We start from the raw sequence: 26,025 nt of genomic DNA on the forward strand, positions 1-26,025 counted from the left end.
AGAGGAGGAAGGGCGATGAATGTAGCGGGATTTCCCACCAGCAGCGACATCTATCTGGAGGTGGACGGCAAAAAGGTGGCGGTGGTGCAGAGCTACGCCGCCAAGAGCAGCAAGACCAGCAAGAATGTGGAGGCCTTCGGTGAGGATCAGCCGGTGGCCGCCATCCCGGGCCAGCGCACCCATGTGATCGAGCTGACCCGGCTCTATGCCACCGACGAGGCCATCCGGGACGGCATCGATTTCCATTCCCTGGAGGATTTCAGCCTGGTCATCTGCAAGCCGGACCGGAAGATCCTCTATTCCGGCTGCCAGTGGAGCAGCATCCAGGAGAGCGGCGCGCTGGGCGCTATGGTGGTGGAGAAGATCACGGTGGTGGCCGCCAAGCGCATCGAGACTACCGTATGAGCGGGCTGTGGCAGATCCTGAGCGCCGGCGCCCGGCGGCTGGAGGCGGGGGAGGGGTATACCCTGCGCCTCCTCTCCGCCCGGGAGACCCTGGAGGCGGGGCGGGAGAGCGAAGAGCTGGCGCGCAATGGCCGGGAGAAGGCCCTTTGCGCCAACGCCTGCCTCCTGGCCCGGGCGCTGGAGAAGGACGGCGTTCCGGTTTTTCCAGACGGGGGCGCGGTGTTGGAGGGGCTGAGTGCCCGGCGCATCGGAGACCTGGCCCGCCGATGGGCCGAATTTGACCGGGCGGAAAATCCCTCCATCCGGGAGGAAGAGAGGGCCGCTGCCCTAAAAAAAGCCTGGAGCACACGCCGGAAGAACGGCTGCGCTGGCGTGTGCTCAAGACCTTCGGCGTGCTGCCCTGCGAGGAGCGGGCCGCAGCCATGCTGGAGCGGGATTACCTCTGGTGCGCCCTCCACCTGATGCTGGACGACGAGGAGGAGTTGGCCCGGCTCTGTCCCACCTGCCGCAGCCAGGCCCAGGAGGGCCGCTGTCCCGTGTGCGGGGAGCCCACGGGCCTCTGGGAGGAGAGCCACAATGCGGCCTTTGATCCTGAGCGCTTTGCGGCGTTGAGCCGGGGGGTGAGGCCATGATCGACTATCTGGCGATGCTCCTGGAGGAACAGGTCTGGGAGGACGAGAAAGAGACCGCTTCCCTGGAACTTCCACCGGAGGGCGGCACGGTGTGGAAAAAAGGAAGGGCAGAGCGCGCTCCGGAGGGGGAAATGGTTGCACCGGAAGCGGCGGACTCCTTTCCGGCGTGGCTGGAGACAGAGAGAGCGGCGGTGCAGCGGGAGCCTGTCTGGGAGGAAAAAGAGGAGCCCTCTGCCCAGGCGGAGGAAGCCCTTCCGGAGGGGGGAGCCTCCGGGGAGGAGAGCGTCCTGGAAGTGCTCCGGAGTGGAAACACATCCCCATTTCCCCGTTGGGCGTCCCCCCGATACAGTTCAGGGACTGCTCACCGGGAGAGCGGGATCTATCCTCAGCTGAAGATGGGACAGGCGGCGGTGGCCTATGCCCGTCAGCGGGGAAACGCAGGGGGGCTGCTGCTGAGCCGGACCGAGCCGGAGGAAGGGGCCGCCCCCCTCCCGGTGGGAGAGTTGGACCGGCTGGTGGAGCGGGACGCCCGGCGCTATGACGGGGCCCGTCCACTCTACTGAGCGGAGAGAAGGAGGATGGAGCATGCTGAGCGCCATGCGCTACAAAGAATTTACCTGGCCCCACAATCCCAGGACCTATACGATTGAATACCAGCGGAGTATGGCGGTGAACAAGGTGCCCTTCGGGCGCTATCACCTCCAGGATCTGGGACCCACCCGGCGGGTGATGCGGGGAGAGGGGGAGTTCGTGGGGGAGGACGCCTATGCCCAGTTCCAAAAGCTGGCCTCTGTCTTTTACCGGGAGGGGCCGGGGCTGCTGGTCCACCCGGTGTGGCAGTGTGCAAAGGCCTATTTTGTGGAGCTGTCTCTTCGGCAGGAGCCCCGCAGAGACTATGTGAGCTATACCTTTACCTTCTGGGAGACCTTTGAGGAGGAAAACACCGGTATCACCATGGCCGGGACGGGGAGTGCCTCTTCGAGCGGCCAGGGGAGCACCAATACCGGAACGGGGGAGACCTGGCACACGGTAGAGCGGGGCGAGAGCCTGTGGAGCATCGCCCAGGCCTACGGGATATCCCTCACGGACCTCATTACACGCAATCCCCAGATCAAAAACCCCAATTATATCCGGGTGGGAGAGAAGGTGCGGATTTCCTGATGGAGTGTTGGATCGAGACCTGGGACGGCCGGAAGGAGAGGCTGCCCCAGGCGCTGGAGTGGACCTTTTCTTACGGTGTGGGGACCCCCTGCGACAGCTTTACCCTCCAGTGCACCTGGGGGGAGAGTCGCAGCGCGCTCTGGGGAGAGGGGGTCACCTTTTGGGCCGAGGAGGGAGGAGAACGCCTTTTTACCGGGCGGCTGGACGAGGTGGAGACCAGCTGGGATGCCCGGGGCGGCCTCCTCACCCTCTGTGGACGGGGGATGGCGGCGCTGCTCTTGGACAATGAGACAGTGGGGGCCCAGTATCAGGCCGCCGTCTGGGAGGATATCCGGCGGGGGTATGTGGAGCCTTACGGCATCCGCTGCACCGGAGGAGAGAGCCTGCGGGCGGTGGAAGGATTCACGGTGGAAAATGGCGCCAGCGCCTGGACGGCGGTGGAGACCTTTGTCCATCGCTGCAACGGAGTGGAACCCTGGTTTGACCGGCAGGGGGTCCTCCACCTGGATGGATGGAGGAGCGGAACCGAGCGCACCCTAAGCGGGAAGACCCCACTGATCTCCGCAGTTTGGCGGGAAAAACGGTACGGGGTACTCTCCGAGGTTCTGGTGCGGGACCGGATGGGGACCGTGTCCCAGACAGTGCGGAACGAGTCCTTCCTGGCCCGGGGCGGGCGGTGCAGACAGGTCCTCACCCTGCCCGGAACGCGGGGCTATGAGGCCATGCGGTACAGCGGGTCCTATCAGATCGGAGAGTCTGCCCGGGAACAGGAGGTCCTCACCCTGCGTCTGGCCGGGATCGGGGCCGCCTGGGTGGGAGACCGCCTGAACCTGGATGTGCTCCGCCCGCGGCTGACCGGGTGCTGGCGGGTACGCGCCTGTGAGACCGGTGTGGGCCGGGAGGGCGGCTTTACTGAGCTGAAGCTGATACGAGAGGAGTGATATGATGTGGCTGTCCCAGAAAAGGCCGGAACGGTGGGAGAGTCCCGCCCAGGTGGGTGTGGTCACCCTGGAGGGGGACCCGGCCGCCGTCTATCAGAGCGGTGAGCGGCGGGACCTGCCCGTCTTTGCCCCGGGCGGCTACTGCTGGCGGCCCGCCCTGGGTGCAGAGGTCCTGGTCCTCAAGACCGGCGCCCAGGGGGAGGGGGCCTGTGTGGCAGGTACCAGAATAACGGCCAATGTAGCGCCCGGAGAGGTGCGGATCCAGAGTGAGGGCGGCGCCTCCATCACCCTGGGGGCGGACGGTACCATCCGGCTGGAGGGTGACGTACTGGTCAACGGTGTCCCCCTACCGGGGACGGGAGGGGGAGAGATATGGAGCTGATGATGCAGAACGGGGACTATGTATCCGACGGACGGGGCGGCGTAAAGCGGAGCGAGGGGGGCGAGGAGATCCTCCAGCGGGTCCTCTTCCAGCTCAGTGCCCGGCGGGGGGCCTTTCCCCTGCTGCCCCAGGTGGGGAGCGAGCTGTGGCGGCTTCCCCGGGCAAAAGAACAGCAACGGGCGGCTCTGGCGGCGCAGTATGTGTCCCAGGCACTAGCCGGGGAGCGGGATCTGGAGATCGATGAGTGCGTACTGGAGGAGCGGGAAGGAACGCCCTGGCTCACCGTGCGCCTGACTTGGCAAGGGACGCCCCTGGAGGCGGAACTCGCGCTATGAGAGGGGAGAGGACATGAAAGAGATGGAGGAACTCTACCGCGAGATGCTCGCGGAGTTCCAGAGATTGACCGGGACGGCCATGACCGGGGAGAGCGATCTGGCGGTGCGTCTGTATGCGGTGGCGGCCCAGGTCCACGCCCTGTATGTACAGAGCGACTGGGTGACCCGGCAGTGCTTCCCCCAGACGGCCACAGGCGAATGGCTGGATCAGCACGCCCAGCTGCGGGGGGTGGAGCGGCGGGAGGCGGCCGCCGCCGAGGGGATCATCCGTTTTTTCCTGGCGGCCGCCGCCGAGACCGGTGTGCTCATCCCGGCCGGGACGGTGTGTATGACGGCGGGATTGATCCGTTTTGAGACGCTGGAGGACGCCACGGTCCCGGCAGGCTCCCTCCAGGTGGATGTGCCTGCCCGCGCGGTGGAGACCGGGAGCGGCGGCAATGTGGGTGCGGAGACGGTGACCATGATGGCCCTCCCGCCGGTGGGGGTGAGCCGGTGCAGCAATCCCCAGACCTTTACCGGGGGAAGCGCGGCCGAGACCGACGAGGAGCTCCGCGCCCGGGTGCTGGAGACCTTCCGGCGGATGCCCAATGGGGCCAACGCCGCCTTCTACGAGCAGGGGGCCATGTCCTTTGAGGAGGTGGCCGCCGCCGCTGTTCTCCCCCGGAGCCGGGGCGTGGGGACGGTGGACGTGGTGATTTCCACCCGGCAGGGACTGCCCGGAGAGGACCTGCTGGAAGAAGTGCGGGCCTATTTCCAGCTCCGGCGGGAGATCGCCGTGGATGTGCAGGTGAAGGCTCCGACGCCCAGAGAGGTGGCCGTGTCGGTCCAGGTGGCTCCCGCACAGGGCTATTCCATGGAGGAGGCCAAGGCGGGGGCCAAAACGGCGGTGGAGAGCTGGTTTGATGGGACCCGGCTGGGCCAGAGCGTCCTGCGGGCTGAGCTGAGCGGACGGGTCTTCTCCGTCCCCGCCGTGGGCAACTGCACGGTGACGGCGCCCCAGGCCGACGTGGTCCTTCAGCCCCAGGAACTGCCGCGGCTGAGCGGCGTGACCGTGGAGGAGATGCCATGAGCTGTGCCCGCTATTTGAAAGAGATGCTGGCTCCCCTGCGGGTCTACCGGCTGGAGGGGACCCTCAACGGCGCCGAGCTGGAGAGCATCGGCATGGCGCTGGACGGTCCTGCCGGAGCGCTGGAGGAGTTGGAACGAGAGATGCTCCTCACCACGGCGGAGAGCTGGGGACTGGACCAGATCGAGTCCCTTCTGCGCCGCCGCCCGGTGGCACAGACCCCCCAGGACCGGCGAGAGGCCCTGGCTGCCCTGCTGCGGATCGGCGGGGACAGCTTCACCCTGGCGGCCATCAACGACAACCTTCGGGGATGCGGCGTCAACGCGGTGGTCAGTGAGACGGATACCCCCGGGACCGTGGAGGTCCGCTTTCCCGATGTGCCGGGCATTCCGGATGGATTTGACGAGATCCGGGAAATTTTAGAGGACATCCTGCCCTGCCATCTGCTCATCCGATATGTGTACTGGTATATTACCTGGAAGATGTTGGAGGAACGGTTTTCCTGCTGGGGGGAGATCGAGGCAATGGGACTGAGCTGGGGAGAGCTGGAGAAACTGGTGAAGGAGGAGATCTGAGTGCGCGCAGAACAAGAGGGGCGGCATGTGATCCGCTATACCAAGGAAAAGAGCGACCGGGTGCAGGAGGCCATAGAGCGTCTGGCCCGCATCCGGGCCGCACAGCTGGATGACGGCACCGCCAGTACGGTAGCCGATCTGTTCGACGAGTGGAGCCCGGGGATATACTACGCCAGAGGGGGGCGCATTGCCGACGGGGAGGGAAATCTCTACCGGGTGGAGCAGGACCATACCTCCCAGGCCGACTGGCCGATTTCCTCCACGCCCAGCCTTTACACCCCTCTGGGGGTGACCGAGGAGGACCCGGAGGCCATCCCCCTGTGGCGGCAGCCTCTGGGGGCCCACGACGCCTACCCCAAGGGGGCAAAGGTGGAGTATGAGGGCGTGGTCTATGTCTCTCTGGTGGACGGCAATGTGTGGCCGCCCAACACCCCGGGCGTGTGGCAGGCGGACTCCACGCAGCGTTGATTGCGCCCGGGAGCGGCATAGGGTATACTGAGAGGGACGAGGAGGCGAGCAGCACATGGACTGTGAAAAGATCGGCGCCCTGATCCGGGCGGCCCGGCGGGAGCGGGGCATGACCCAGAGAGAGCTGGGGGAGGCCCTGCACATCAGTGACCGGACGGTGAGCAAGTGGGAGTGTGCCCAGGGGTGTCCCGATGTGTCCCTGCTGCCCGCCCTGTCGGCCCGGCTTGGAGTGGACCTGGAGCGGATGCTCTCGGGAGATCTGGAGCCCAGCCGGGAGAAGGGAGACAGTATGAAGCGAATTCGTTTTTTTGTCTGCCCCCACTGCGGCAATGTGGTGACAGCCACCGGGGAGGCCTCGGTCTCCTGCTGCGGTCGGAGGCTGGAGGCCCTCACGCCCCAGCGAGCGGAGGGCGCCCATCGGCTTCAAGCGGAGGCGGTGGAGGATGAGTGGTTCCTCACAGCGGAACACCCCATGGAGAAGGGGCATTTTCTCTCCTTTGTGGCCTTTGTGACGGGGGAGCGGTGCCTGCTCATCCGCACCTATCCGGAGTGGGAGATGCAGGTGCGCATTCCGCGCAGAGGCCATGGAAAGCTGCTCCACTACTGCACGGAGCACGGACTGTTCTATCAACTGCTGTGACAAAAGCCCTGATCCCGGACATGAATATGTCCGGGATCAGGGCTTTTTATCATAAAAGCGATCAATCCTCGTTGGAATAGGTGCAGAGAAGGGTACCGGCGGCATCGTAGGCCCGGCAGGTATAGGAGAGAGAACCGCTGTCCGGCATGGAGACATCGGTCTGGAGGAGCCAGATCCCGCTGTCCGGGGCGGTCTCGGTGAGGGAGAGGGTGGTGAGATGGTCCCCGTTTTGAGCTCCGCCCCGCCAGCCCACGGTGGCTTCTACCCGCTCCACCGCCGGGTCGGTGGTAAAGGCCAGGGCACAGATCTCGGAATACCAGGTCCAATCTGGCATGCCGTCCTTCCACCCCAGAGATTCGTTATACATGGAGTTTTCCAATATGGTCAGACAGAGCGGCTCGGAGAGGGGAAAGTTGGTATCCAGCCACGGAGTGGAGGTATCCCGCCAGAGCCCCAGGAAGTGCTGTAGTTTGAAAAGCCGGTATCCGTCCTCATACTGCCGGAGGACCCAGGTGAAGGAGCTGGGGGGATCGTCCGCCGGGAAGGCGTGTTCCATCCGGACACTGCCCCGGGCGACCGTAGTGCCCCGGGGAAGGATGGCCTGCTGTTCCAGACGGACCAGGGCCAGCTCCTGGGTGGGCATGGCAAAGCCGGTGCAGGCCCACAGGAAGAGCAGGGAGAAGACCAGAAACAGGAGGCTGGCCAGAAGGGGCCAGTAGGCCCGGAGCCAGAGAATCCGTCGTCTCATTTTGCACCCACCTCCTTATCCCAGGTCACGGTGAACGTGACTTGCTCGCCGTTCCAGGCCCGGAGGGACAGGGGGGCGGTGGGGGATGCGTCCTCCTCCAGGGAAAAGATCAGCTCCCCGCCGGTGGTCAGCAGCCGGGACCACTGGGGAGAAAAGCGGACGTTCAGCCGATAAGAGGAAGGCGAGAGCTCGGTGGCGTTGGCATACTCCAGCCCGTCGCCGGGGTGTTCCAGCCAGAACTGGGGGTGGGAGATGGTGACTGGGATATGGACCTCCCGCCGGGCATCCTCGTAGTCCGGCAGGACCAGGGAGGCACTTCCCTCCGCGCGGATAGTGTAGATCCCCAGCCGCCCGGTGCCTCGGGCTGTGCCAGTGGAGAGGACAGGCTCCTCCGGCGGAGAGGGGTAATCTCCCGGAAAGAGAAACCGCTCCTCCAGTGGAAAGCCGTGGGAGAGGAGAAACGCGCCCAAGAGAAGAAAGAGAAGGGCCAGGGCGGTGAAGAGGATGGGGAGACGGCGGGGACAGTAGGGATAGAGCCGGTCCAGTGCGGCGCCCAGGGCGTAGGGGTCCCCCATGGCCTGCACGGCCCGTTCCCGGGCCACGTCGGGCGGGACGCCCCGGTCTTCCAGCGCGGCGGCATGGTCCTCCAGATGGGCGGTGAGCTCCTCGGTCACGGCGGCGCGGCCGTCTTTGGAACGGATGAGACGGCACACCTGCTCACAGTAGCGGGAAAAGGGATTCAGCATAGGAGCACCCCCGTTATGCCGGGGAGAGGGAGCCCTCCCCCTCGGCCACAATGGCATCCACCAGATGGCGGAAGGTGCGCCACTCCTCCCGCTTCTCCCCCAAAAGGGTGAGACCGGTCCGGGTGATGTGGTAATACCGGCGCTTGCGGCCCGAGGGGGCCTCCTTCTCATAGGCGGTGACCGCCCCCTCCCGCTCCAGACCGTGGAGGATGGGGTAGAGGGTGCCCTCCCGCAGGGTAAAGGTGTGGTCACTCTTCTCCTCCAGGGCGGCGATCATCTCATAGCCGTACTTGTCCCCCGAGGCGAGGAGGGAGAGGACCAGCAGGGTGGTGCTGCCCGAGAGCAGATTTTTGTCGGGTTTCATGTGGGACCTCCTTTCTCCGTATACCTTTCTTATCTAGGTATATTTTACCTAGATAATCGAGGTATGTCAAGGCGCGGCGGAAATTTTGGAATTGTATTTTTGGGCCGGAAATGGTATGGTAAAAGGGAACTATGTGACCGGAAATGGAGTGTCAACGATGCTGGAGAAGATCGAAGCAGTTTTGAATGAAAAGGTGCGCCCCAAGCTGGCCGAGCACGGCGGGGACCTGAAGGTGCTCAAGTACGAGGGGGGCGTGGTCCACATCCAGCTCCTGGGCCAGTGCTCCAACTGCCCCTCGGCCTACCTGACCACCGAGAGCGTCATCCAGGCCGAGCTCATGGAGGCCCTGCCCGAGATCAAGCAGGTGGTGGTGGACCAGACGGTCAGCGACGAGCTGTGGGAGCAGGCCAAGTCCATCCTCCGGGGCGACCCCAAGTGGAAGCGCTGAGAGAAGCATACCGAAAAGCTGAGCCCCGGCGGACCTCCGCCGGGGATTTTTGCTGTCTCGGGAAGAAAATTTTTGGTTGGGGGCAATGAAAGGGAGCCGGAACCGCGTCTAATGGGTGGAAGGGGGGAAGGGCTGTGAAGGAAGCGGAATACATCCGGCGGGCCGAGGTACTCAAGGTGCGGCTCTACCGGACGGCCCGGCTCTATCTGGGCGGGGAGCATGCCGCTCTGGATGCGGTGGACGAGGCGGTCTACAAGGGCCTGCTGGCCTGTGGAAAGCTGCGGGAGCCGGCCTACTTCGACACCTGGCTCACCCGCATCCTCATCAACGTGTGCAACAGCGAGCTGCGCCGGCGCAAGCGGGAGCGGGCCATGGAAGAGCTGCCCGAGACGGCGGTGGAGGCCTTTGACGCCCTTCCGCTGCGGGAGGCAGTGGAGCGACTCCCCCGGGAGCTGCGGGCGGTCATCGTGCTGCGCTATTTCTCCGGGTATACCCTGGCGGAGACCGCCCGGGCGCTGGAGCTTCCGGCGGGAACGGTATCCACCCGGCAGCGGCGGGCCCTGGAACTGCTGCGGCTGGAACTGAGCGAACAGGAGGTGTGAGCATGGATCGGAGACAGGAATATGAAGCCATCCTCCGGGAGCTGGAGGAGACCCCGCCCGCGCTGGAGTACACGGTGCAGCGCTCACTCGCCCGCCGGCGCCGCCGGCGCTGGGGGAGGAGGCTGGGGATCCCGGCGGCCAGTCTGGCAGGCGTGTTCACCGCCTTTGTGGTGTTGGTGAACACCTCCATGCCCTTTGCCATGGCGTGCAGCGGCGTGCCGGGGCTGCGGGAGCTGATGGCGGCTGTGGCCCTCTCTCCCAGCCTGAAGGCAGCGGTGGAGCACGACTACGCCCAGTATATCGGCCAGAGCCAGACCGACAATGGCATTACCCTGCGTCTGGAATACCTGATCCTGGACCAGGGGCAGATCAGCTTTTTCATGGAGGCGGAGGGGCCCTATGAGAGCTACCTGGTGAAGGCCAAATGTTTGGATGGAGCGGGGAAGGAACTCCAGGGGGGACTGGGGATCTCCAGCGTCAGTTTTGCGGGAGATACCCTGGCCAATGCGGTGAGCTTGGTGGCCGACGACTCCTTCCAGTTCCCGGAGGAGATGCGGATGGAGTGTCGGGTGGAAGGGCAGCGCCAGACCGACGGAATCGCTCCGGAGACAGCGCCCGGGACGGAGAGTGCGGATGGGGAAGAGCCGGAGGCCACTTTCGTCTTTACCTTCCCGATGGACACCCAAAGCCTGAACGACTGCCGTTCCCTCCCTGTAGGGGATTGGGTGGAGGTGGACGGACAGCGCCTGCGCTTTGGCCTGGACAGCTATCCCACCCACGGCCGCCTGACGGTGGAGGAGCACCCGGACAACACCGCCCGTCTGGCCGGGATGGACTTCTATCTGGAAGATGAGACCGGGCGGCGGTACGAGGACAATCCTGCCGGTTCGGTGGGAGCCATCGGTAGCCGCCGGATGTGCGACACCATCTATTTTTCCGATCCCGCTCATCTGACGCTCTCTGTCACCCGGCTGGAATGGTTGGACCAGGGCCGGGAGCGTGTGACGGTGAATCTGGAGACCGGAGCGGTGGAGGGCGTGCTGCCCGAGGGGATGGAGATATATACTCACCGGATCAGCGACCGGATCGCCGAGATCGCAGTCCTGGCGGAACAAGAAGAAAGCGACTATTATGGGCTCTTGGGCACGGATTACTGGAGAGAGCCGGGGGAGGAGCGGTCGATCCGGCGGTATAGCTACCGGTGGAAGCAGAGCCTCTGGAGCGGCACCTCCGATGAAACGGTCATCCCGGACGGGTGGTTTGCCCAGCTCCTGACCCTGGAGGATTATCCATGGAGCACCGTGGAGCTGGACCTTCAGTTTACACAGCGGCATACTTTGGAAGAGCCGATGGAAGTAACGCTTTGGTAAGAAAAGGAAAAACAGATAAAAGTGGGGCATGGCCGAAAGGCCATGCCCCACTTTTATGGACAGATCGATTTACTTGAGCTTGATGGTCATGAGCAGCTCGCCCGCCTTGACGGAGGAGCCCTCCTGGATGAGGACCTGGTCCACGGTGCCGGCCTTGCGGGCCACCACGCTGGTCTCCATCTTCATGGCCTCGATAACGGCCACCACCTGGTTCTCCTCCACGGTGTCGCCGGGCTTGACGCTCACCTTGGAGACCATGCCGGGGATGGACGCGCCGATCTGGCTCTTGTCCTCGGGGTCGGCCATGGTGACCGGACGCACCTGGGAGACCGCGTGCTTATCGGGCACGGCCACCTCGCGGCGCATACCGTTGAGCTCGAACTGCACGTTGCGGGTGCCGTCCTCGTTCAGGTCGCCCAGGCCCAGGTACTTGATGACCAGGGTCTTGCCGTCCTCGATGTTGATCTTGTTGGTCTCGCCCAGGGCCAGACCGTTGAAGAACACATGGCTGCCCATGCGCATGATGTAGCCGTACTCCTTCCGGTGGCGGCAGAACTCCTCCACCACCTTGGGATACAGGCACCAGGAGATGACGGTGCGCTCGGAGGCCTCGGGGTAGAACTTCTGGACCTCTTCCCGGGCCTTGTCGAAGTCGATGGGCTCCAGCAGCTCGCCGGGGCGGCAGGTGATGGGCTCCTCGCCCTTGAGGACCACCTTCTGGAGATCCTCCGGGAAGCCCCAGGCGGGCTGGCCCATCATGCCCTTGAAGTAGGACACCACCGAGTCGGGGAAGGTGAGGGCCTCGCCCCGCTCCACGACGTTCTCGGGAGTGAGCTGGTTCTGCACCATGAAGATGGCCAGGTCGCCCACCATCTTGGAGGAGGGGGTCACCTTCACGATGTCGCCCAGCATGTGGTTGACCTTCACATACATCTCCTTGACGTCCTCGAACTGATGGCCCAGGCCCAGGCTCTCCACCTGGCTCTTGAGGTTGGTGTACTGGCCGCCAGGCATCTCGTAGCGGTAGATGTCGGTGGAGGGGTTCTTGATCCCGGCCTCAAAGTTCTCATAGCGCAGGCGCACGTCGGCCCAGTAGTCGGAGAGCTTCTGGAGCTTTTCGGGATCGAGACCGGTATCCCGCTCCTGACCCTGGAGGGCGGAGACCACCGCGTTCATGGAGGGCTGGCTGGTCATGGAGGACATGGAGTCGATGGCGCAGTCCACGATGTCCACGCCGGCCTCGGCGGCCATCAGGTAGGCGGCCACCTGGTTGCCCGAGGTGTCGTGGGTGTGCAGGTGGATGGGCAGGCCCACCTCGTTCTTGAGGGTGGTGACCAGCTTCTTGGCGGCGTAGGGCTTCAGGAGGCCGGACATATCCTTGATGCACAGCATGTGGGCGCCCCGGCGCTCCAGCTCCTTGGCCATCTTCACATAGTAATCCAGGGTGTATTTGTCCCGCTTGGGATCCAGGATGTCGCCGGTGTAGCAGAGGGTGGCCTCGCAGAGCTTGCCCTGCTTGAGGACCTCGTCCATGGCCACCTCCATACCGGGGATCCAGTTCAGGGAGTCAAAGACGCGGAACACGTCGATGCCGGTGCGGGCGGCCTCCCGGACGAAGGCCCGGATGAGGTTATCGGGATAGTTGGTATAGCCCACGGCGTTGGCGCCGCGCAGAAGCATCTGGAAGGGGATGTTGGGGATCTTCTCCCGCAGCATCTCCAGCCGCTCCCAGGGGGACTCGTGGAGGAAGCGGTAGGCCACATCGAAGGTGGCGCCGCCCCACATCTCCAGGGAGAAGCAGTCGTTCAGGATCTCGGCGGTACCCTCGGCCCCCTTGAGCATATCCCGGGTGCGCACCCGGGTGGAGAGGAGGGACTGGTGGGCGTCGCGCATGGTGGTGTCGGTGATGAGGAGCTTCTTCTGATCCAGCACCCAGTCCCGCACGGCCTCGGGGCCCTTTGCGTCCAGAAGCTGCTTGAGGCCGGTGCACTTGGGCGGGGTGTGCTCGAAGGGCGGGAAGCGGGGGATGTCCCGCTGGACCCGCTCGGCGGAGGGGTTATCCACCTGGATCTGGGCAATGTACTTGAGCACCTTGGTGGCACGGTCCCGGCTGTTCTCAAACTCGAAGAGCTCGGGGGTCTCGTCGATGAACTTGGTGTGGCACTTGCCAGCCCGGAAGGTGGGGTGGTTCAGAATGTTGGTGACGAAGGGGATGTTGGTCTTGACGCCGCGGACATGCTCCTCGCTGATGGCGCGCAGGGCCTTGCGGCAGACCGCCTCAAAGGTGGAGTCCCAGGAGGTCACCTTGACCAGCAGGGAGTCGTAGTAGGGGGAGATCACTGCGCCGGTGTAGGCGTTGCCGCCGTCCAGACGCACGCCGAAGCCGCCGCCGGAGCGGTAGGAGGTGATCTTGCCGGTGTCGGGGGCAAAGTTGTTGGCCGGGTCCTCGGTGGTGACGCGGCACTGGATGGCGTAGCCGTTCATCTTCAGATCGCTCTGGCTGGCCATGCCGATCTCGGGGGTGGAGAGGGGCTTGCCCTCGGCGATGAGGATCTGGGCCCGGACCAGGTCGATGCCGGTGACCATCTCGGTGACCGTGTGCTCCACCTGGATGCGGGGGTTCATCTCGATGAAGTAGTGGTTGCCGTCCTTGTCCACCAGGAACTCCACCGTGCCGGCCGAGACATAGCCCACGTGCTTGGCCACCTTGACGGCGTCCTCGTAGAGGGCCTGACGGGTCTTTTCGGGCACCGACCAGGCGGGGGCGAACTCCACCACCTTCTGGTAGCGGCGCTGGAGGGAACAGTCGCGCTCGCCCAGGTGGACCACGTTGCCGTACTGGTCGCCCAGGATCTGCACCTCGATGTGCTTGGGCTCCACCAGGTACTTCTCAATGAAGATGTCCTCGTTGCCGAAGGCCTTCTTGGCCTCGCTCTTGACCAGCTCAAAGGCGGGCTTGACCTCCTCGGGGCTGTCGCAGCGGCGCATGCCGCGGCCGCCGCCGCCGCCGGCCGCCTTGAGGATGATGGGGAAGCCGTAGGAGATGGCCTTCTCCAGCGCCTCGTCCCCGTCCTTCAGGGGCTGGGTGGAGCCGGGGATGGTGGGGACGTTGCAGGCGTGGGCGATGGCCTTGGCGGTGAGCTTGTCGCCCATCTGGCCCAGGATCTTGGAGGAGGGGCCGATGAAGGCGATCCCCGCCTCCTCACAGGCCCGGGCAAAGTCGGCGTTCTCGCTCAGGAAGCCGTAGCCGGGGTGGATGGCATCCACATTGCGCCGCTTGGCCAGGTCGATGATCGCGGGGATGTCCAGGTAAGCGCCCAGGGGGCTCTTGTTCTCCCCGATGAGATAGGCCTCGTCCGCACGGGTGCGGAAAAGGCTGTATGTATCCTCATTGGAATAGATGGCCACCGTGTGAAGTCCCAGGTCGTAGCAGGCGCGGAAGACGCGGATGGCGATCTCGCCGCGGTTTGCCACCAGGACTTTTCCGAAGGAGTGTTCTGCCATGGGGAATACCGTCCTTTCTTGCATTAATATGAAGGAATTCCTGCAATACCTTGCTGTGCATTCTTGGGATGCTTCGGTGAATTTGCCTTTATTTCCTTCAAAACAGCCATTTGTTTTACGAATATTATAAGTCTAGACTCTTGGTTTTGCAATCCTTTTATGTCAAAATTGCATTTTTGGTAGAAGAGACAGGATTCCGTGCCCGAAGGAAGAAACCCTTGGGAAAAACCACCAGAGTCTTCCGGCGGCGGGGACGGCCTTGCCGCTGTCCGATGATTTGTGGTAAACTAAAGGATATTGCCCGGGGAGAGGAGGGATCGGCATGGAACTGACCCTGGGCTCCGGCGTGCGGGAGCTGCCCGGGATCGGGGAGGCGCGGGCGGCCCGGCTGGAGAAGCTGGGCCTGGCCACCGTGGAGGATCTGCTGCGCTATTTCCCCCGGGACTATGAGGACCGGCGGAAGCACTATACCATCGCGGCGGCCCCGGTGGGGCTCCCCGTGTGCGTGGCCGCCATGGTGGCCGAGCCGCCCCGCCGCTCCTACGTCCGCAAGGGGTTGGAGCTGACCAAGGTGCGGGTGGTGGACGCCCATGGCTCCATGGAGATCACCTTCTTCAACCAGGGCTATGTGAAAAACGCCCTGGTCCCCGGGGAGAGCTATATCTTCTACGGTATGGTGGAGGGCCTGCCTCCCCGCCGGAGGATGACCAACCCGGTCTTTGAGCCGGAGGACCGCCCCCGCTTCACCGGGCGGATCATGCCCATCTACCCCCTGACGGCGGGGATCTCCAACAACCTGCTCTCGGGGCTCACCCTCCGGTGCGCCCAGGACTGCGCCCAGGAGATGCCCGAGATCCTCCCCTTCCGGGTGCGGCAGGAGCACGCCCTGGCCGCCTGCGGCTACTCCTACCAGAACATCCACTTTCCAGTCTCCGAAGAGGCACTGGATCTGGCCCGGCGGCGGCTCATCTTTGAGGAGCTCTTCTACCTCTCCTGCGGTCTGGCCTTTCTCCGCTCCCGGCGGGAGGGGGCGTCCGGCCCTGCCTTCCAGCGGGAGAGCCTGGAGCCCTTTTTTGCGCTCCTTCCCTTCGCCCTCACCCAGGCCCAGCAGCGGGCCATCCGGGAGGCAGCGGAGGACTGCGCCTCGGGCCGCCCCATGAACCGGCTGGTCCAGGGCGATGTGGGCTCGGGCAAGACCATGGTGGCGGCGGCCTGCTGCTTCCTGGCCTGGAAGTCCGGGTGGCAGGCCGCCCTGATGGCCCCCACCGAGATTTTGGCCGAGCAGCACTTCCGCACCCTGTCGGGGGTGCTCGCACCGGCGGGTCTGCGGGTGGGACTTCTCACCGGCTCCATGCGCGCCAGTGAGAAGAAGAAGGTCCGCGCCGCCCTGGCCGCCGGGGAGATCGACCTGCTGGTGGGTACCCACGCCATCCTCTCCGCGGGGGTGGACTTTGCCCGGCTGGGCCTGGTGATCACCGACGAGCAGCACCGCTTCGGCGTGGGGCAGCGCTCCGCCCTGGCGGCCAAGGGGGGCGGGCTCTCCCCCCATGTGCTGGTCATGTCGGCCACCCCCATCCCCCGTACCCTGGCCCTCATCATCTATGGGGATTTGGATGTGAGCGTCATCGATGAGCTCCCCCCGGGGCGCACCCCGGTGGAGACCTTCCTGGTGGGGGAGGACAAGCGGGCGCGTATGTATCAGTTCGTCCGGCGGCAGGTGGCCGAGGGGCGGCAGGTCTACATCGTCTGTCCCGCGGTGGAGGAGGCCCAGCCCTCCCCCGAAGGGGTGGAGCCGCCCCCCGGCTTTGCCGACCTGAAGGCGGTCACTGCCTACGCCAAGGACCTCCAGGAGGGGGTCTTTCCCGACCTGCGGGTGGGCTTTGTCCACGGCAGGCTCAAGCCCAGGGAGAAGGAGGCCGCCATGGCCGCCTTTGCGGGGGGCGCGCTGGATGTGCTGGTCTCCACCACCGTCATCGAGGTGGGGGTGGACGTGCCCAACGCCTCCCTCATCATTGTGGAGAACGCCGATCGGTTCGGCCTCTCCCAGCTCCACCAGCTCCGGGGCCGGGTAGGCCGGGGAAAGCACCAGTCCTACTGCGTGCTCATCACCTCCAACCGGAACCAGGAGACCCGTGCCCGGCTCAAAGTCCTCACCCAGACCACCGACGGTTTCCGCATCTCGGAGGAGGACCTGAAGCTCCGGGGACCCGGTGACTTCTTCGGCAAGCGGCAGCACGGCCTGCCCCAGATGCGCATCGCCGACCTGGCCGGGGACACCCGCCTGCTCAAGGAGGCCCAGGAAGCCGCCCAGGCTCTGCTGGCCGAGGACCCCACCCTGGACCGGCCGGAGCACCAGCCCCTGAAGGAGCAGATCCGGCGGCTCTTCACCGAGCACGCCGACATCTTTAATTGATGGACCGAACAACAAATTCAAATCACGATCACACAGGAGGAAATCCATATGTTTGAGATCCGCGCCATGACCGCCGCTGACCACGATGTGGTCATGCCCATGGTCCAGGCCTTTTACCAGAGTCCCGCCGTGGACCACGACACCGACCCCGCCGTCCTGGAGCGCACCTTCCGGGACGCGGTGGACCCGGCTGAGCCCCTCCTCCGGGGCATGCTCCTGGTGGAGGACGGGCAGGCCGTGGGCTATGCCTACCTCACCGAGTGCTACTCCGGCGAGGTGGGAGGCCGCTGCGTCTTTTTTGAGGAGATGTACTTCACCCCCGCCTGCCGGGGCAAGGGCTACGGCACCGCCGTGTTCCGCTGGGTGAAGGAGCAGTACCCCAACTACCCCCGCATCCGTCTGGAGGTCACCGACGTGAACGAGGGGGCCATCCGGCTCTACCAGCGGCTGGGATTCCAGTTCCTGGACTACCGCCAGATGGTGCTGGAGGGCGACCTCCAGGCCTAAGCCAATTGTGAGAAAAGGAGAATCATTGTATGGATCGAATGGAAGCCTGCCGCGCGCTGCGGGGCGATACCAACGTACATTATAACTGCGCCCAGGCGGTGCTCCTGCCCTTTGCAGATCAGTGCGGCCTGGACGAGAAGGCCGCCTTCCAGCTGGGGGCCCACTTCGGTGCCGGGATGCGCCACGGTTCCACCTGCGGGGCCGTGACCGGCGCGCTCATGGTGCTGGGTATGGCCGGAAAGGGAGAGGCCGAGAGCCGGGAGTTGCTGCGCCGCTTCCGGGAGAAGAACCAGGCGCTGGACTGCGCGGGGCTCCTTCAGCGGGCCAAGGAGAACGGCGAGGAGCGCAAGCCCCACTGCGACCGGATGGTCTACGACGCGGTGGAGATCCTCCAGGACCTGCTGGGAGAGTAAATATCCCGCCTGCGCCATCAGGACGCATCATAGGGAGGAGGTCCCGTCATGGAAACGATTTTGAATTTTCTGCCCCTGACCGGGGAGGAGCGCGCGGCCTTTGCAGCGGCCGCGCCCGGCGTAGAACAGATCTTCCGCCCGGTGGCGGCCACCCGCTTTTCCCCCGAGGCCCCCGAGGAGGAGTATGCCCGGGCCACCGTCATTCTGGGCTGTGCCCCCACGGACCGGGTGGCAAAGGCCGGACAGCTCCGCTGGCTCCAGACCTGGAGCGCTGGGGTGGACCCCTATCTGAAGGAGGGGGTGCTGCGGGAGGGGGCCATGCTCACCTCCGCCGTGGGGGCCTACGGGCAGGCGGTGTCCGAGCATATGTTCGCCACCCTTCTGGCCCTGTGCAAGCGCCTGCACCAGTACCGGGACACCCAGAACCGGCACTGCTGGGCACCGCTGGGAGAGGTCAAGACGCTGGCGGGAGCCACCGTACTGGTGGCGGGCACCGGGGACATCGGCTCCGCCTTTGCCCGACTGGTCAAGGGGATGGGGGCACATACCGTGGGCCTGCGCCGCTCCCCCGAGCGGGGGGCGGAGGGCATCGACGAGATGCACCCCCTGTCCGCGCTGGACGAGTGGCTGCCCAAGGCGGACGTGGTGGCCCTGGTCCTCCCCCACAGCCCGGAGACCGACCGGCTCATGGACCGGGCCCGCATCGGGCGGATGAAGGAGGACGCCATCCTCCTCAACGCCGGACGGGGGAGCGCCGTGGACTGCGACGCCCTGGCCCAGGCCCTGGAGGAGGGACACCTCTGGGGGGCCGGCCTGGATGTGACTTCCCCGGAGCCCCTGCCCGAGGACCATCCCCTGTGGCGGGCCGAGCACTGCCTCATCACCCCCCACGTGGCGGGGGGCGATCACCTTCCCGCCATCCGGGACCGGCTGGTGGAAATCGCACTGGACAACCTGCGCCGCTATCTGGCCGGAGAACCGCTCCGCAACCGGATGAAATAAAAATACCGCCCGTCTCCTCCTGTGCAGCAGGAGACGGGCAGTTAGCGTGTCGAAAAACTTCGACACGCTTCTCAAAAATGCAAGCATTTTTTCGAGGGGATACAGGCCGCTGCGCGCACTCGCTTTCGCTCGCACACTTGTGGCCTGAGAAGTGTGTTTTCCGACGTACATGCCGCCGGAAAACACGATTTGACCTTCTTCCGCCGTCTGCGGACGGCGGAACTCTGCGAGGCGCTTGCAGCACAAAGCGCAGAAATACACGTTATCGACAGCCAGACCGCTCGTCTCTTCACAACAGGAGACGGGCGGTGTTTTTTCTTTTTATCCACATCAGGAGGGCGTGGTGTGGACCGCGGGCTGGGCGTCCAGTCCGGCGATGTGGACCCACTTTCCGCTGTGCCAGCGGTGGGTGCACAGGATGCCCCGGAGGATCAGGTCCACGCTCATGGCGATCCACACGCCGGCCAGGCCCAGCTTGCCGTAGATCACCAGAATGGGGGCCAGGACGATGCGCACGCCCCACATGCAGATGAGCCCCACCACCATGGGGTAGCGCACATCGTGGGCGCCCCGCAGGTTGCTGGAGAGCACGATGGACAGGGCGAAGAAGGGCTCAGCGAAGCAGACGATGCGCAGCATCAGGGCGGACTGCTCCACCACCTGGGGATCGGAGTTGAAGAGGGAGGCCAGGGCCGGGGCGAAGAGGAAGAGCAGGACGGCCAGGCCGGTGCAGAGCACCAGGGCCACCTTGGCTGAGAGGGAGCCGTAGGCCCGGGCGTTCTCCGCCGAGCGGGCCCCCACCGACTGGCCCACCAGGGCCACACTGGCGTAGGAGATGCCGTAGGCCGGGAGATAGCACAGGCCCTCGGCGGTGGTGGCGATCTGGTTGGCCGCCAGGGCCACCGTGCCGATGGAGGCCACCAGGGCGGTCATGACGATCTGGCCCAGGTTGATGGTGGCACGCTCCAGGGCGGAGGGGAGGCCCAGGTGGAGGGCCATCTGGATGATGCTGCTGTCGGGCCGGAAGCCCTCCCGGAACCGGACCTGGAAGCGGGGGCCCTGGCGGATGCCCACGTAGAGCAGCATGGACCCGGCAAAGGCCCAGGCCACCGCCGAGGCAATGGCCGCTCCGGCCACCCCCAGTCCCGCACCGGGGACCGTGAGGGAGAATCCGCCCACGGTGACGGTGCGCGTCTCATAGATGAGGAAGAAGTTGAGGATCAGGTTGATGAGGTTGGCCGAGAAGTTGAAGATCAGCGGGGTCTTGGTGTTGCCCATGCAGCGCAGGATGGCCGAGAAAATGGCACTGGCCGCGGCGAAGGGCATACAGAGGGTGTACCAGCGCAGATAGGCGGTGGCGGTGGGACGGACAGAGGGCTCCGCGCCCAGCCAGACCGGAATGAAGGGGGCCAGCAGCTGGAAGAGAAGCAGGGCGGCCATACCACATACCACCGTGGCCAGGATGCCCTGCCGGATGATGCGCCGGGCCCGCGCGTCGTCCTCCGCGCCGATGGCGTTGGAGACCTGCACCGAATAGCCCACCCCGATCCCGGCCAGAATGCCGTTGATGAGCCAGATGGAGGAGGCGTTCACCGAGACCGAGGCGGTGGCCGCCGCGCCCAGCACGCCCACCATGGCGGTGTCCACATAGCTGACCATGGTGGCCAGCACCTGCTCGATGATGGCAGGCCAAGAGAGATGCCACATGACCTTCATACGCGGGTTGGAGCCAAAACGACTCAGGGCCATAAATTCACTCCTAACAGTTGAAAATAAAGTCGAATATACGAAACGTTTTCGGAAATTGCGGGAAAATCAGAGGGCAGGCTTCTCCACCCCGATGAGATCGAAGGAGGGGATGAAGGTACTCGCAGCGGAGGAGTCCTCCTGGGTAAAGCCCGAAAGACCCAGGGCATCCATGTACTGCCGGGCGCTGCGGGCCTCAGAGGGGCGCAGCTTCCGGTTGATCTCGGGGAACTCCGCCGCCCGGCCCCAGGGGATGTACTGACTCATGAGGGAGAAGAGGACCTGACCGGGTTCAAAGTGCTCGGCCACCCAGTCCATGACGGCCTTGGCCTCACTGAGCCGCCCCGGGAGGACCAGATGGCGGATGATGACCCCCCGCCGGAGCAGGCCCTCTTCGTCATAGACACAGGGGCCGGTCTGGCGGTACATCTCCAGAATGGCGGCACAGGCCACCTCCGGATAGTCGAGGGCGTCGGAGTAGCGCGCCGCCGTCTCGGGGCGGAGGTACTTGAGGTCGGGGAGGTAGATGTCCACCTTCCCCTCCAGGGCGCGGAGGGTCTCCGGCGCGTCATACCCCCCCGAGTTCCACACCACCGGCACGGGCAGGGGCTCCTCCAGGGCCTGGAGCACCGCGTGGGCAAAGTGGGTGGGATTCACCAGGTCGATGTTGTGGGCACCCTGGCCGATGAGCTCCTGAAAGATGGCGCGCAGCCGCTCCACCGAGATGGGGCGGCCGAAGTTCTCGTGGCTGATGGACTCGTTCTGGCAGAACACACACCCCAGCGGGCAGCCCGAGAAAAAGACGGTGCCCGCCCCACGGGTGCCCGAGAGGGGCGGCTCCTCCCACTGGTGGAGGGCGGCCCGGGCCACCACGGGAAGGGAGGGCATGCCGCAGCGTCCCTCCCCGCGGGTGTCGGTGCGCAGGGCGGCGCACTTCCGGGGACAGAGATTGCAGATCATGGCGGTCCTTCCTTTCTCATTCCTTCCAGACCTCCCGGCGCGGGGTGCGGCCCATCAGCCAGTCCACTGACACGCCGTAAAAATCCGCGATGTGGAGGAGGGTATCATATTTTGGCTTTCGGCCCAATTCCAGGTCCTGATATCCCCGCATGGAGAGGTGAACTTCCTCTGCCACTTCAGTCTGCGTCAGTCCCCGTTCCTGGCGGAGCTGACGAATCCGCTGTGAAAACATATGCGGCCTCCTTGACGCACAGTTAACTGTGTGTTAAAATCACAATACACAGTTGACTGTATATTGTGGAGGGATAAATATGTCGCTGATGATTAACTTACTCTACGACTATTTTGTGGGCTATCCCAAGCCGGAGCGCTGGCCGGAGGAGCTGCGGGACAACCCCGTGGCCGGACACAGCCGCTACGCCTTTGAAGAGGGATTCCGGCTGGGGGTACTCCTCATGCTGGAGAGCACCGCCGGGGAGTTACTTCGGCCCTAGATTGCCCTCTTTCCAGTGCTTGCGGCACAGGCCGATGTACCGGTCGTTGGCCCCCAGCACCACCTGTTCGCCCTCCTTGAGGACGTTGCCGTGCTCGTCAAAGCGGGCGTTGCAGGTGGCCTTTTTGCCGCACCAGCAGATGGTCTTGATCTCCTCGATGATGTCGGCGCAGGAGAGCAGCTCCTGAGAGCCGGGGAAGAGGTCCCCCTTGAAGTCGGCCCGCAGGCCGTAGCAGATGACCGGGATGTTCTGCTCATCCACCAGGTCGGTGAGGTAGCGCACCTCCTCCCGGGTGAGGAACTGGGCCTCGTCTACAATGATACAGGCGTAGGCCTTGAGCTCCTCCGGGGTCTTTTTCATCAGGTCGGTAAAATAGATGCACGGATGGCTCAGTCCCGCCCGGGAGGCCACGAAGCGGGCCCCGTCCCGCTGGTCCAGCTCAGGCTTGACCAGGAGGGCGTCCTGCCCCCGCTCCTCGTAATTATAGCGCACCATCAGGGCGTTGGCGGTCTTGCTGGACCCCATCACGCCGTAGCGAAAATACAGCTTTGCCATGGTCGTTCCATTCCCCCGTTTTTCTCTGTATAGGTTCTGATATGGTCACATGAGTTTCTTGAGCGTGCTCAGGCTCTTGCCCTTGTGGGGCGGGTAGCGCACCGGAATGTCCAGTGAGAACTTGCGCAGGATGCCCTTCTCGTGGGAGAAGGTGCGGTAGCCCCACTCCCCGTGGCAGCGGCCCATGCCGCTCTCCCCGATGCCGCCGAAGGGCAGGTTTCCGTTGGCCAGGTGGACGATGGTATCGTTGACGCATCCGCCGCCGAAGGGGAGCAGGGCGCTGATGCGGTCCATCCGGTAGTGGTTGCGGGTGAAGAGGTACAGGGCCAGGGGCCGGGGCTTGCTCTGCAGGTGGAGGACGAGCTCGTCCAGATCCTCATAGGTGAGCACCGGCAGGATGGGGCCGAAGATCTCCTCCCCCATGACCGGCATGTCCTCGGTGACGTCCACCAGGACGGTGGGCTCGATGCGCCGGGAAGAGGCGTCCCAGGCGCCGCCGCAGGCGGTGGTTCCCGACTTTAAGAGGCCCAGCAGACGCTCAAAGTGCTTGTCGTTGATGATGCGGGGAAGGTCGGGGCTCTCCAGGGGCCGCTCCCCGTAAAAGCGGGTGATACAGGTCTTGAGCTTCTCCACAAAAAAGTCCCTGGCCTCGGCGGAGACCCAAACATGGTCGGGGGCCACACAGGTCTGGCCCGCGTTGAGGAACTTGCCCCACACGATGCGCCGGGCCGCCAGGTCCAGATCGGCGTCGTGGGCCAGAATGACGGGGGACTTGCCCCCCAGCTCCAGGGCCACCGGGGTCAGATGCCGGGCGGCGGCGGCCATGACGGTGCGCCCCACCTCGGTGCTGCCGGTGAAGAAGATGAAGTCAAAGTGCTCCTCCAGCAGGGCGGCGTTCTCGGCCCGTCCGCCCTGGACGCAGGCCACATAGCGCTCCTCAAAGACCTCCCCCAGCAGGTCGGCCACCGCCTGGGAGGTGGCGGGGGCATAGGCCGAGGGCTTCACCACCGCGGTACACCCCGCCGCCAGAGCGGAGATGAGGGGAACCAGGGTGAGTTGGAGAGGGTAGTTCCAGGGCGAGAGGATGAGGGCCACCCCGAAGGGCTCCCGGTAGACCCGGCTGACGGCAGGGAACTGGGAGAGGGGGGTGGGCACCCGGCGGGGGCGGGCCCATTTCTCCAGGTGCTTCCAGGCGTCCCGGAGCTCGGAGCGGACGATGCCCAGCTCGGTCTCGTAGGCCTCAAAGCGGGACTTGCCCAGGTCCTGCTCCAGAGCGGAGAGGAGGGCATCCTCATGTTTTTCCAGGCCCCGTTTCAGGCGCAGGAGCATTTCCCGGCGGAAGGAGATGCTCCGGGTCAGGCCCTCGTTGAAGTAGCGCCGCTGGGCGGCGATCAAGGCGGTAAAATTCATAGTCGCTCCTTTGGTGTGTGATGTCAGAGGGAGGAACGCAGCCGGGCGGATACGGTATCTGAGAAGGCCTGGAAGGCGTTGGGGATGGCATAGACCTCCTCCAGCTCCCGCCCGTCGGCCCAGACCCAGCCGTCGGGGAGGGTGTCGTCCGCCGTCTCGGCCAACAGGGCATGCATGTGCCACTCGATGTGGGAGAAGATGTGCTTTCCAGCGCCCCCCGCTTCCAGCGTGCGGGGGGTGACGCCCCAGGCCTCCAGGGCGGCGGGGCCGGCCTCCACCTCGTTGGGGTACTCCCAGAGTCCCGCCAGCAGGCCCCGCTTGGGGCGGCGGCGGAGGGCCACCCTGCCGCCGTGGAAGAGGAGAAACACGGTCCGTTTCTCCACCCGGCGGGCCTTCTTGGGGGCCTTGACCGGGAGCTCGCCGGTGAGCCCCTCCTGATAGGCGGTACAGAAGGAAGCGGCGGGGCACTGCTCGCACAGGGGCGCGCCGTTGGGCAGGCACACCAGGGCGCCCAGCTCCATGAGGGCCTGGTTGTAGGCACCCGGGAACTGTTTGGGCATGGTCTCCAGCAGGGCGGCGCGGATCCGGGCCTTGGTAGCGGCGTTCAGAATGTCCCCCCGGTCACCGGTGATCCGGGCCACCACCCGCAGAACATTGCCGTCCACCGCGGGGACCGGGATGCCGAAGGCGATGGAGGAAATGGCCCCCGCCGTATACTCCCCTACCCCGGCCAGGGAGAGGATCTCCTCGTAGGAGGCGGGAAAGACCCCGCCGAACTCCTCCATGATCTGCCGGGCGGCCTTCTGGAGGTTGCGGGCCCGGTTATAGTAGCCCAGTCCTTGCCAGAGCTTGAGAAGGGTATCCTCCTCCACGGCGGCCAGATGGGCCACGGTGGGGAGGGCGTCCAGAAAACGGCGGTAGTAGTCCAGTACCGCCGCTACCCGGGTCTGCTGGAGCATGATCTCCGAGATCCACACGTGGTAGGGGGTGGGATCGCTGCGCCAGGGGAGCACCCGGGCGTGCTCCTGAAACCACTGGAGCAGAGGGATGGGAAGCTGTTCAAGTTGATTCACGATTGTCCTCCGGGGAAAGAGTTTGCCCCTTATTCTATCATACCCGCTCCGGGCCTTCAAGAGAGGGAGAGAGGGAAGAAATCTCCAGCAGGCGGAGCAGGTCCGGGGGCAGGGGGGCCGTCCGTTCCAGCACGTCCCCGGTGATGGGGTGGCGCAGGGAGAGAAGCCAGGAGTGGAGGGCGGGACGGGGGATGAGGTGGGGCTCCTCCCGGCCGTAGAGAAAGTCCCCCGTCAGCGGACAGCCCAGGTGGGCCATGTGGAGCCGGATCTGGTGGGTGCGCCCGGTCTCCAGCTCCAGGCGCACCAGGCTCCGCCCCGCGCCCCGGGAGAGCACCTCATACCGGGTGCGGGCGGGGGCGCCGTCGGGGCGGACCTCCCGCCGGAGGAGGGAGTCCTCCGCCCGGCCGATGGGGGCATCCACCAGTCCCCGGTCGGATGGGGGGCACCCCTCGCACACGGCCAGGTAGACCCGGCGGAAGGCGGGAGTGTGGAGCTGCTCCTTGAGAAGCTCGTGGGCGTGGGCGTGCTTGGCCACGCACATGAGGCCAGAGGTCCCCCGGTCCAGCCGGTTGACCGGGCGAAACCGGGCGATCTGCCCCGACGTTTTGTAATAATAGGCCACAAAATTACCCAGCGTATGGTCAAAGTGGTCCGGACTGGGGTGGACCGCCACCCCGGGGGCCTTGTTGAGGAGGAGAATATCCGCGTCCTCATAGCGGATGTCCAGGGGCCCGGGGGTGGGGACGAGGGTCTCATCCGCCTCGGTGTCCCCCACCAGGACGGAGAGCTGCTGCCCGGAGCGGGCCCGGACCGTGACAAAGACGGAGACGCCGTCCAGCTGGATGCCGCCGGGCACGCGCTTGGCCCGCTTCACCGAGGTGCCTGACAGGCCCAGAGTCCGCCGCAGCAGGGTGTCCACGGTGCTCCCCTCCTGGGCGGGGGAGACGGTGAGGGTGAGCCGCCGGGGAGAATGATCTTCCATGCCGATTCCTCCTGTGTGCAAAGGGCTCCCGGCCGGGCGGGAGCGGGTATATGAAGTATAGCAGGGGGGGCGGAAAAGTCAAGG

Annotated in this window: 31 protein-coding genes; 20 read left to right on the forward strand and 11 right to left on the reverse strand. The window is 65.2% G+C overall.

Going from position 1 to position 26,025, the window contains the following annotated elements:
• Nucleotides 1-15 precede the first annotated feature (15 nt).
• The 12 genes from INF37_RS12060 to INF37_RS12115 are packed head-to-tail and all read left to right on the forward strand — an operon-like array spanning nt 16 to nt 6,604.
• A complete protein-coding gene (locus INF37_RS12060) occupies nt 16-405 on the forward strand; it encodes a hypothetical protein (RefSeq protein ID WP_101691614.1) in 390 nt (129 codons plus the stop codon).
• The gene (locus INF37_RS12065; protein WP_235964326.1) at nt 402-866 is read left to right on the forward strand and encodes a hypothetical protein; all 465 of its coding nucleotides are present in this window, start codon (nt 402-404) and stop codon (nt 864-866) included. The genes INF37_RS12060 and INF37_RS12065 overlap by 4 nt, the downstream gene beginning before the upstream one ends.
• Entirely contained in the window at nt 827-1,036 is a 210-nt protein-coding gene (locus tag INF37_RS12070) for a molybdopterin oxidoreductase (protein ID WP_193538548.1), read from the forward strand. Before INF37_RS12065 ends, INF37_RS12070 begins: the two co-directional genes overlap by 40 nt.
• Nucleotides 1,033-1,599 carry a hypothetical protein gene (locus tag INF37_RS12075; protein WP_193538550.1) on the forward strand — a complete coding sequence of 189 codons (567 nt, stop codon included), beginning with the start codon at nt 1,033-1,035 and terminating at the stop codon, nt 1,597-1,599. The genes INF37_RS12070 and INF37_RS12075 overlap by 4 nt, the downstream gene beginning before the upstream one ends.
• A 34-nt stretch (nt 1,600-1,633) precedes the next feature.
• Complete coding sequence (locus INF37_RS12080) at nt 1,634-2,197, forward strand: LysM peptidoglycan-binding domain-containing protein (RefSeq protein WP_193538648.1); 564 nt, start codon at nt 1,634-1,636, stop codon at nt 2,195-2,197.
• The gene (locus INF37_RS12085) at nt 2,197-3,138 is read left to right on the forward strand and encodes a hypothetical protein (RefSeq protein WP_193538552.1); all 942 of its coding nucleotides are present in this window, start codon (nt 2,197-2,199) and stop codon (nt 3,136-3,138) included. The genes INF37_RS12080 and INF37_RS12085 overlap by 1 nt, the downstream gene beginning before the upstream one ends.
• A gap of 1 nt (nt 3,139) precedes the next feature.
• Nucleotides 3,140-3,520, forward strand: a complete 381-nt coding sequence (locus INF37_RS12090) for a hypothetical protein (RefSeq protein ID WP_235964328.1) — start codon at nt 3,140-3,142, stop codon at nt 3,518-3,520.
• Nucleotides 3,511-3,855 carry a hypothetical protein gene (locus tag INF37_RS12095; RefSeq protein WP_186963544.1) on the forward strand — a complete coding sequence of 115 codons (345 nt, stop codon included), beginning with the start codon at nt 3,511-3,513 and terminating at the stop codon, nt 3,853-3,855. The genes INF37_RS12090 and INF37_RS12095 overlap by 10 nt, the downstream gene beginning before the upstream one ends.
• Before the next feature lie 13 nt (nt 3,856-3,868).
• Nucleotides 3,869-4,924, forward strand: a complete 1,056-nt coding sequence (locus tag INF37_RS12100) for a baseplate J/gp47 family protein (protein ID WP_193538554.1) — start codon at nt 3,869-3,871, stop codon at nt 4,922-4,924.
• A complete protein-coding gene (locus INF37_RS12105; protein WP_193538556.1) occupies nt 4,921-5,496 on the forward strand; it encodes a DUF2313 domain-containing protein in 576 nt (191 codons plus the stop codon). The genes INF37_RS12100 and INF37_RS12105 overlap by 4 nt, the downstream gene beginning before the upstream one ends.
• A complete protein-coding gene (locus INF37_RS12110; RefSeq protein WP_193538558.1) occupies nt 5,497-5,964 on the forward strand; it encodes an alpha-amylase in 468 nt (155 codons plus the stop codon).
• A gap of 55 nt (nt 5,965-6,019) precedes the next feature.
• Nucleotides 6,020-6,604 (forward strand): helix-turn-helix domain-containing protein, encoded by a 585-nt coding sequence (locus INF37_RS12115; protein WP_193538560.1) that lies wholly within the window; start codon nt 6,020-6,022, stop codon nt 6,602-6,604.
• 61 nt (nt 6,605-6,665) lie between these two features.
• Here the strand turns inward: INF37_RS12115 and INF37_RS12120 are convergent, their stop codons facing one another.
• The 3 genes from INF37_RS12120 to INF37_RS12130 are packed head-to-tail and all read right to left on the reverse strand — an operon-like array spanning nt 6,666 to nt 8,462.
• On the reverse strand, nt 6,666-7,352 hold the full coding sequence (locus INF37_RS12120; protein WP_101691623.1) for a hypothetical protein: 687 nt from the start codon (nt 7,350-7,352) through the stop codon (nt 6,666-6,668).
• Nucleotides 7,349-8,098 carry a permease prefix domain 1-containing protein gene (locus INF37_RS12125; RefSeq protein ID WP_101691624.1) on the reverse strand — a complete coding sequence of 250 codons (750 nt, stop codon included), beginning with the start codon at nt 8,096-8,098 and terminating at the stop codon, nt 7,349-7,351. Before INF37_RS12125 ends, INF37_RS12120 begins: the two co-directional genes overlap by 4 nt.
• A 13-nt stretch (nt 8,099-8,111) precedes the next feature.
• Nucleotides 8,112-8,462: a PadR family transcriptional regulator gene (locus INF37_RS12130; protein WP_186963536.1), complete on the reverse strand. Its 351-nt coding sequence runs from the start codon at nt 8,460-8,462 to the stop codon at nt 8,112-8,114.
• A 157-nt stretch (nt 8,463-8,619) separates the two neighbouring features.
• Here INF37_RS12130 and INF37_RS12135 point away from each other — a divergent pair, with 157 nt between their 5' ends.
• The 3 genes from INF37_RS12135 to INF37_RS12145 all read left to right on the forward strand — a co-directional run bounded on the left by INF37_RS12135 (nt 8,620) and on the right by INF37_RS12145 (nt 10,882).
• Complete coding sequence (locus tag INF37_RS12135) at nt 8,620-8,910, forward strand: NifU family protein (RefSeq protein WP_101691626.1); 291 nt, start codon at nt 8,620-8,622, stop codon at nt 8,908-8,910.
• 134 nt (nt 8,911-9,044) lie between these two features.
• Nucleotides 9,045-9,512 (forward strand): sigma-70 family RNA polymerase sigma factor, encoded by a 468-nt coding sequence (locus INF37_RS12140; protein WP_193538561.1) that lies wholly within the window; start codon nt 9,045-9,047, stop codon nt 9,510-9,512.
• A gap of 2 nt (nt 9,513-9,514) precedes the next feature.
• Nucleotides 9,515-10,882: a DUF4179 domain-containing protein gene (locus INF37_RS12145; RefSeq protein WP_193538563.1), complete on the forward strand. Its 1,368-nt coding sequence runs from the start codon at nt 9,515-9,517 to the stop codon at nt 10,880-10,882.
• 69 nt (nt 10,883-10,951) lie between these two features.
• Here INF37_RS12145 and INF37_RS12150 read toward each other — a convergent pair whose 3' ends face one another.
• On the reverse strand, nt 10,952-14,386 hold the full coding sequence (locus tag INF37_RS12150; RefSeq protein ID WP_186963530.1) for a pyruvate carboxylase: 3,435 nt from the start codon (nt 14,384-14,386) through the stop codon (nt 10,952-10,954).
• A gap of 322 nt (nt 14,387-14,708) precedes the next feature.
• On the opposite strand from INF37_RS12150, the gene recG reads away from it, so the two are divergent.
• From recG to INF37_RS12170, 4 genes are read left to right on the forward strand one after another with little or no spacing between them, the layout of a single operon-like run.
• Nucleotides 14,709-16,799: an ATP-dependent DNA helicase RecG gene (gene recG / locus INF37_RS12155; protein ID WP_193538565.1), complete on the forward strand. Its 2,091-nt coding sequence runs from the start codon at nt 14,709-14,711 to the stop codon at nt 16,797-16,799.
• A gap of 48 nt (nt 16,800-16,847) precedes the next feature.
• Entirely contained in the window at nt 16,848-17,306 is a 459-nt protein-coding gene (locus tag INF37_RS12160) for a GNAT family N-acetyltransferase (RefSeq protein ID WP_101691631.1), read from the forward strand.
• Nucleotides 17,307-17,335: 29 nt separating this feature from the next.
• Nucleotides 17,336-17,719: a C-GCAxxG-C-C family protein gene (locus INF37_RS12165; protein ID WP_193538567.1), complete on the forward strand. Its 384-nt coding sequence runs from the start codon at nt 17,336-17,338 to the stop codon at nt 17,717-17,719.
• Nucleotides 17,720-17,767: 48 nt separating this feature from the next.
• Nucleotides 17,768-18,721 (forward strand): D-2-hydroxyacid dehydrogenase, encoded by a 954-nt coding sequence (locus tag INF37_RS12170; RefSeq protein ID WP_186963524.1) that lies wholly within the window; start codon nt 17,768-17,770, stop codon nt 18,719-18,721.
• A gap of 330 nt (nt 18,722-19,051) precedes the next feature.
• Here INF37_RS12170 and INF37_RS12175 read toward each other — a convergent pair whose 3' ends face one another.
• The 3 genes from INF37_RS12175 to INF37_RS12185 form a co-directional block, all read right to left on the reverse strand.
• The gene (locus INF37_RS12175) at nt 19,052-20,470 is read right to left on the reverse strand and encodes an MATE family efflux transporter (RefSeq protein ID WP_101691634.1); all 1,419 of its coding nucleotides are present in this window, start codon (nt 20,468-20,470) and stop codon (nt 19,052-19,054) included.
• A gap of 66 nt (nt 20,471-20,536) precedes the next feature.
• On the reverse strand, nt 20,537-21,427 hold the full coding sequence (locus tag INF37_RS12180; RefSeq protein WP_193538570.1) for a 4Fe-4S cluster-binding domain-containing protein: 891 nt from the start codon (nt 21,425-21,427) through the stop codon (nt 20,537-20,539).
• 16 nt (nt 21,428-21,443) lie between these two features.
• Nucleotides 21,444-21,659, reverse strand: a complete 216-nt coding sequence (locus INF37_RS12185) for a helix-turn-helix domain-containing protein (protein ID WP_101691636.1) — start codon at nt 21,657-21,659, stop codon at nt 21,444-21,446.
• 79 nt (nt 21,660-21,738) lie between these two features.
• Between INF37_RS12185 and INF37_RS12190 the strand changes: the two genes are divergently transcribed.
• Nucleotides 21,739-21,921: a hypothetical protein gene (locus INF37_RS12190; protein ID WP_101691637.1), complete on the forward strand. Its 183-nt coding sequence runs from the start codon at nt 21,739-21,741 to the stop codon at nt 21,919-21,921.
• On the opposite strand, the gene INF37_RS12195 is transcribed toward INF37_RS12190, so the two are convergent.
• The 4 genes from INF37_RS12195 to INF37_RS12210 are packed head-to-tail and all read right to left on the reverse strand — an operon-like array spanning nt 21,907 to nt 25,941.
• Complete coding sequence (locus INF37_RS12195) at nt 21,907-22,476, reverse strand: thymidine kinase (RefSeq protein ID WP_101691638.1); 570 nt, start codon at nt 22,474-22,476, stop codon at nt 21,907-21,909. The two genes, INF37_RS12190 and INF37_RS12195, sit on opposite strands and share 15 nt — an antisense overlap.
• Before the next feature lie 45 nt (nt 22,477-22,521).
• The gene (locus tag INF37_RS12200) at nt 22,522-23,886 is read right to left on the reverse strand and encodes an aldehyde dehydrogenase (RefSeq protein WP_193538572.1); all 1,365 of its coding nucleotides are present in this window, start codon (nt 23,884-23,886) and stop codon (nt 22,522-22,524) included.
• A 23-nt stretch (nt 23,887-23,909) separates the two neighbouring features.
• The gene (gene mutY / locus INF37_RS12205) at nt 23,910-24,959 is read right to left on the reverse strand and encodes an A/G-specific adenine glycosylase (protein ID WP_193538573.1); all 1,050 of its coding nucleotides are present in this window, start codon (nt 24,957-24,959) and stop codon (nt 23,910-23,912) included.
• A gap of 37 nt (nt 24,960-24,996) precedes the next feature.
• On the reverse strand, nt 24,997-25,941 hold the full coding sequence (locus INF37_RS12210; protein ID WP_193538575.1) for an RluA family pseudouridine synthase: 945 nt from the start codon (nt 25,939-25,941) through the stop codon (nt 24,997-24,999).
• Nucleotides 25,942-26,025 lie beyond the last annotated feature (84 nt).

Origin of the sequence: Pseudoflavonifractor gallinarum (genome assembly GCF_014982855.1) — a bacterium.
Taxonomy (GTDB): Bacteria; Bacillota; Clostridia; order Oscillospirales; family Oscillospiraceae; genus Pseudoflavonifractor_A; species Pseudoflavonifractor_A gallinarum.

What these genes read in the sequence shown, in the direction of transcription:
- INF37_RS12060 (WP_101691614.1), top strand. Translation starts at nt 16, where the DNA reads ATGAATGTAGCGGGATTTCCCACCAGCAGCGACATCTATCTGGAGGTG.
- INF37_RS12065 (WP_235964326.1), top strand. Translation starts at nt 402, where the DNA reads ATGAGCGGGCTGTGGCAGATCCTGAGCGCCGGCGCCCGGCGGCTGGAG.
- INF37_RS12070 (WP_193538548.1), top strand. Translation starts at nt 827, where the DNA reads ATGCTGGAGCGGGATTACCTCTGGTGCGCCCTCCACCTGATGCTGGAC.
- INF37_RS12075 (WP_193538550.1), top strand. Translation starts at nt 1,033, where the DNA reads ATGATCGACTATCTGGCGATGCTCCTGGAGGAACAGGTCTGGGAGGAC.
- INF37_RS12080 (WP_193538648.1), top strand. Translation starts at nt 1,634, where the DNA reads ATGCGCTACAAAGAATTTACCTGGCCCCACAATCCCAGGACCTATACG.
- INF37_RS12085 (WP_193538552.1), top strand. Translation starts at nt 2,197, where the DNA reads ATGGAGTGTTGGATCGAGACCTGGGACGGCCGGAAGGAGAGGCTGCCC.
- INF37_RS12090 (WP_235964328.1), top strand. Translation starts at nt 3,140, where the DNA reads ATGATGTGGCTGTCCCAGAAAAGGCCGGAACGGTGGGAGAGTCCCGCC.
- INF37_RS12095 (WP_186963544.1), top strand. Translation starts at nt 3,511, where the DNA reads ATGGAGCTGATGATGCAGAACGGGGACTATGTATCCGACGGACGGGGC.
- INF37_RS12100 (WP_193538554.1), top strand. Translation starts at nt 3,869, where the DNA reads ATGAAAGAGATGGAGGAACTCTACCGCGAGATGCTCGCGGAGTTCCAG.
- INF37_RS12105 (WP_193538556.1), top strand. Translation starts at nt 4,921, where the DNA reads ATGAGCTGTGCCCGCTATTTGAAAGAGATGCTGGCTCCCCTGCGGGTC.
- INF37_RS12115 (WP_193538560.1), top strand. Translation starts at nt 6,020, where the DNA reads ATGGACTGTGAAAAGATCGGCGCCCTGATCCGGGCGGCCCGGCGGGAG.
- INF37_RS12120 (WP_101691623.1), bottom strand. Translation starts at nt 7,352, where the DNA reads ATGAGACGACGGATTCTCTGGCTCCGGGCCTACTGGCCCCTTCTGGCC.
- INF37_RS12125 (WP_101691624.1), bottom strand. Translation starts at nt 8,098, where the DNA reads ATGCTGAATCCCTTTTCCCGCTACTGTGAGCAGGTGTGCCGTCTCATC.
- INF37_RS12130 (WP_186963536.1), bottom strand. Translation starts at nt 8,462, where the DNA reads ATGAAACCCGACAAAAATCTGCTCTCGGGCAGCACCACCCTGCTGGTC.
- INF37_RS12135 (WP_101691626.1), top strand. Translation starts at nt 8,620, where the DNA reads ATGCTGGAGAAGATCGAAGCAGTTTTGAATGAAAAGGTGCGCCCCAAG.
- INF37_RS12145 (WP_193538563.1), top strand. Translation starts at nt 9,515, where the DNA reads ATGGATCGGAGACAGGAATATGAAGCCATCCTCCGGGAGCTGGAGGAG.
- INF37_RS12150 (WP_186963530.1), bottom strand. Translation starts at nt 14,386, where the DNA reads ATGGCAGAACACTCCTTCGGAAAAGTCCTGGTGGCAAACCGCGGCGAG.
- recG (WP_193538565.1), top strand. Translation starts at nt 14,709, where the DNA reads ATGGAACTGACCCTGGGCTCCGGCGTGCGGGAGCTGCCCGGGATCGGG.
- INF37_RS12160 (WP_101691631.1), top strand. Translation starts at nt 16,848, where the DNA reads ATGTTTGAGATCCGCGCCATGACCGCCGCTGACCACGATGTGGTCATG.
- INF37_RS12165 (WP_193538567.1), top strand. Translation starts at nt 17,336, where the DNA reads ATGGATCGAATGGAAGCCTGCCGCGCGCTGCGGGGCGATACCAACGTA.
- INF37_RS12170 (WP_186963524.1), top strand. Translation starts at nt 17,768, where the DNA reads ATGGAAACGATTTTGAATTTTCTGCCCCTGACCGGGGAGGAGCGCGCG.
- INF37_RS12175 (WP_101691634.1), bottom strand. Translation starts at nt 20,470, where the DNA reads ATGGCCCTGAGTCGTTTTGGCTCCAACCCGCGTATGAAGGTCATGTGG.
- INF37_RS12180 (WP_193538570.1), bottom strand. Translation starts at nt 21,427, where the DNA reads ATGATCTGCAATCTCTGTCCCCGGAAGTGCGCCGCCCTGCGCACCGAC.
- INF37_RS12185 (WP_101691636.1), bottom strand. Translation starts at nt 21,659, where the DNA reads ATGTTTTCACAGCGGATTCGTCAGCTCCGCCAGGAACGGGGACTGACG.
- INF37_RS12190 (WP_101691637.1), top strand. Translation starts at nt 21,739, where the DNA reads ATGTCGCTGATGATTAACTTACTCTACGACTATTTTGTGGGCTATCCC.
- INF37_RS12195 (WP_101691638.1), bottom strand. Translation starts at nt 22,476, where the DNA reads ATGGCAAAGCTGTATTTTCGCTACGGCGTGATGGGGTCCAGCAAGACC.
- INF37_RS12200 (WP_193538572.1), bottom strand. Translation starts at nt 23,886, where the DNA reads ATGAATTTTACCGCCTTGATCGCCGCCCAGCGGCGCTACTTCAACGAG.
- INF37_RS12210 (WP_193538575.1), bottom strand. Translation starts at nt 25,941, where the DNA reads ATGGAAGATCATTCTCCCCGGCGGCTCACCCTCACCGTCTCCCCCGCC.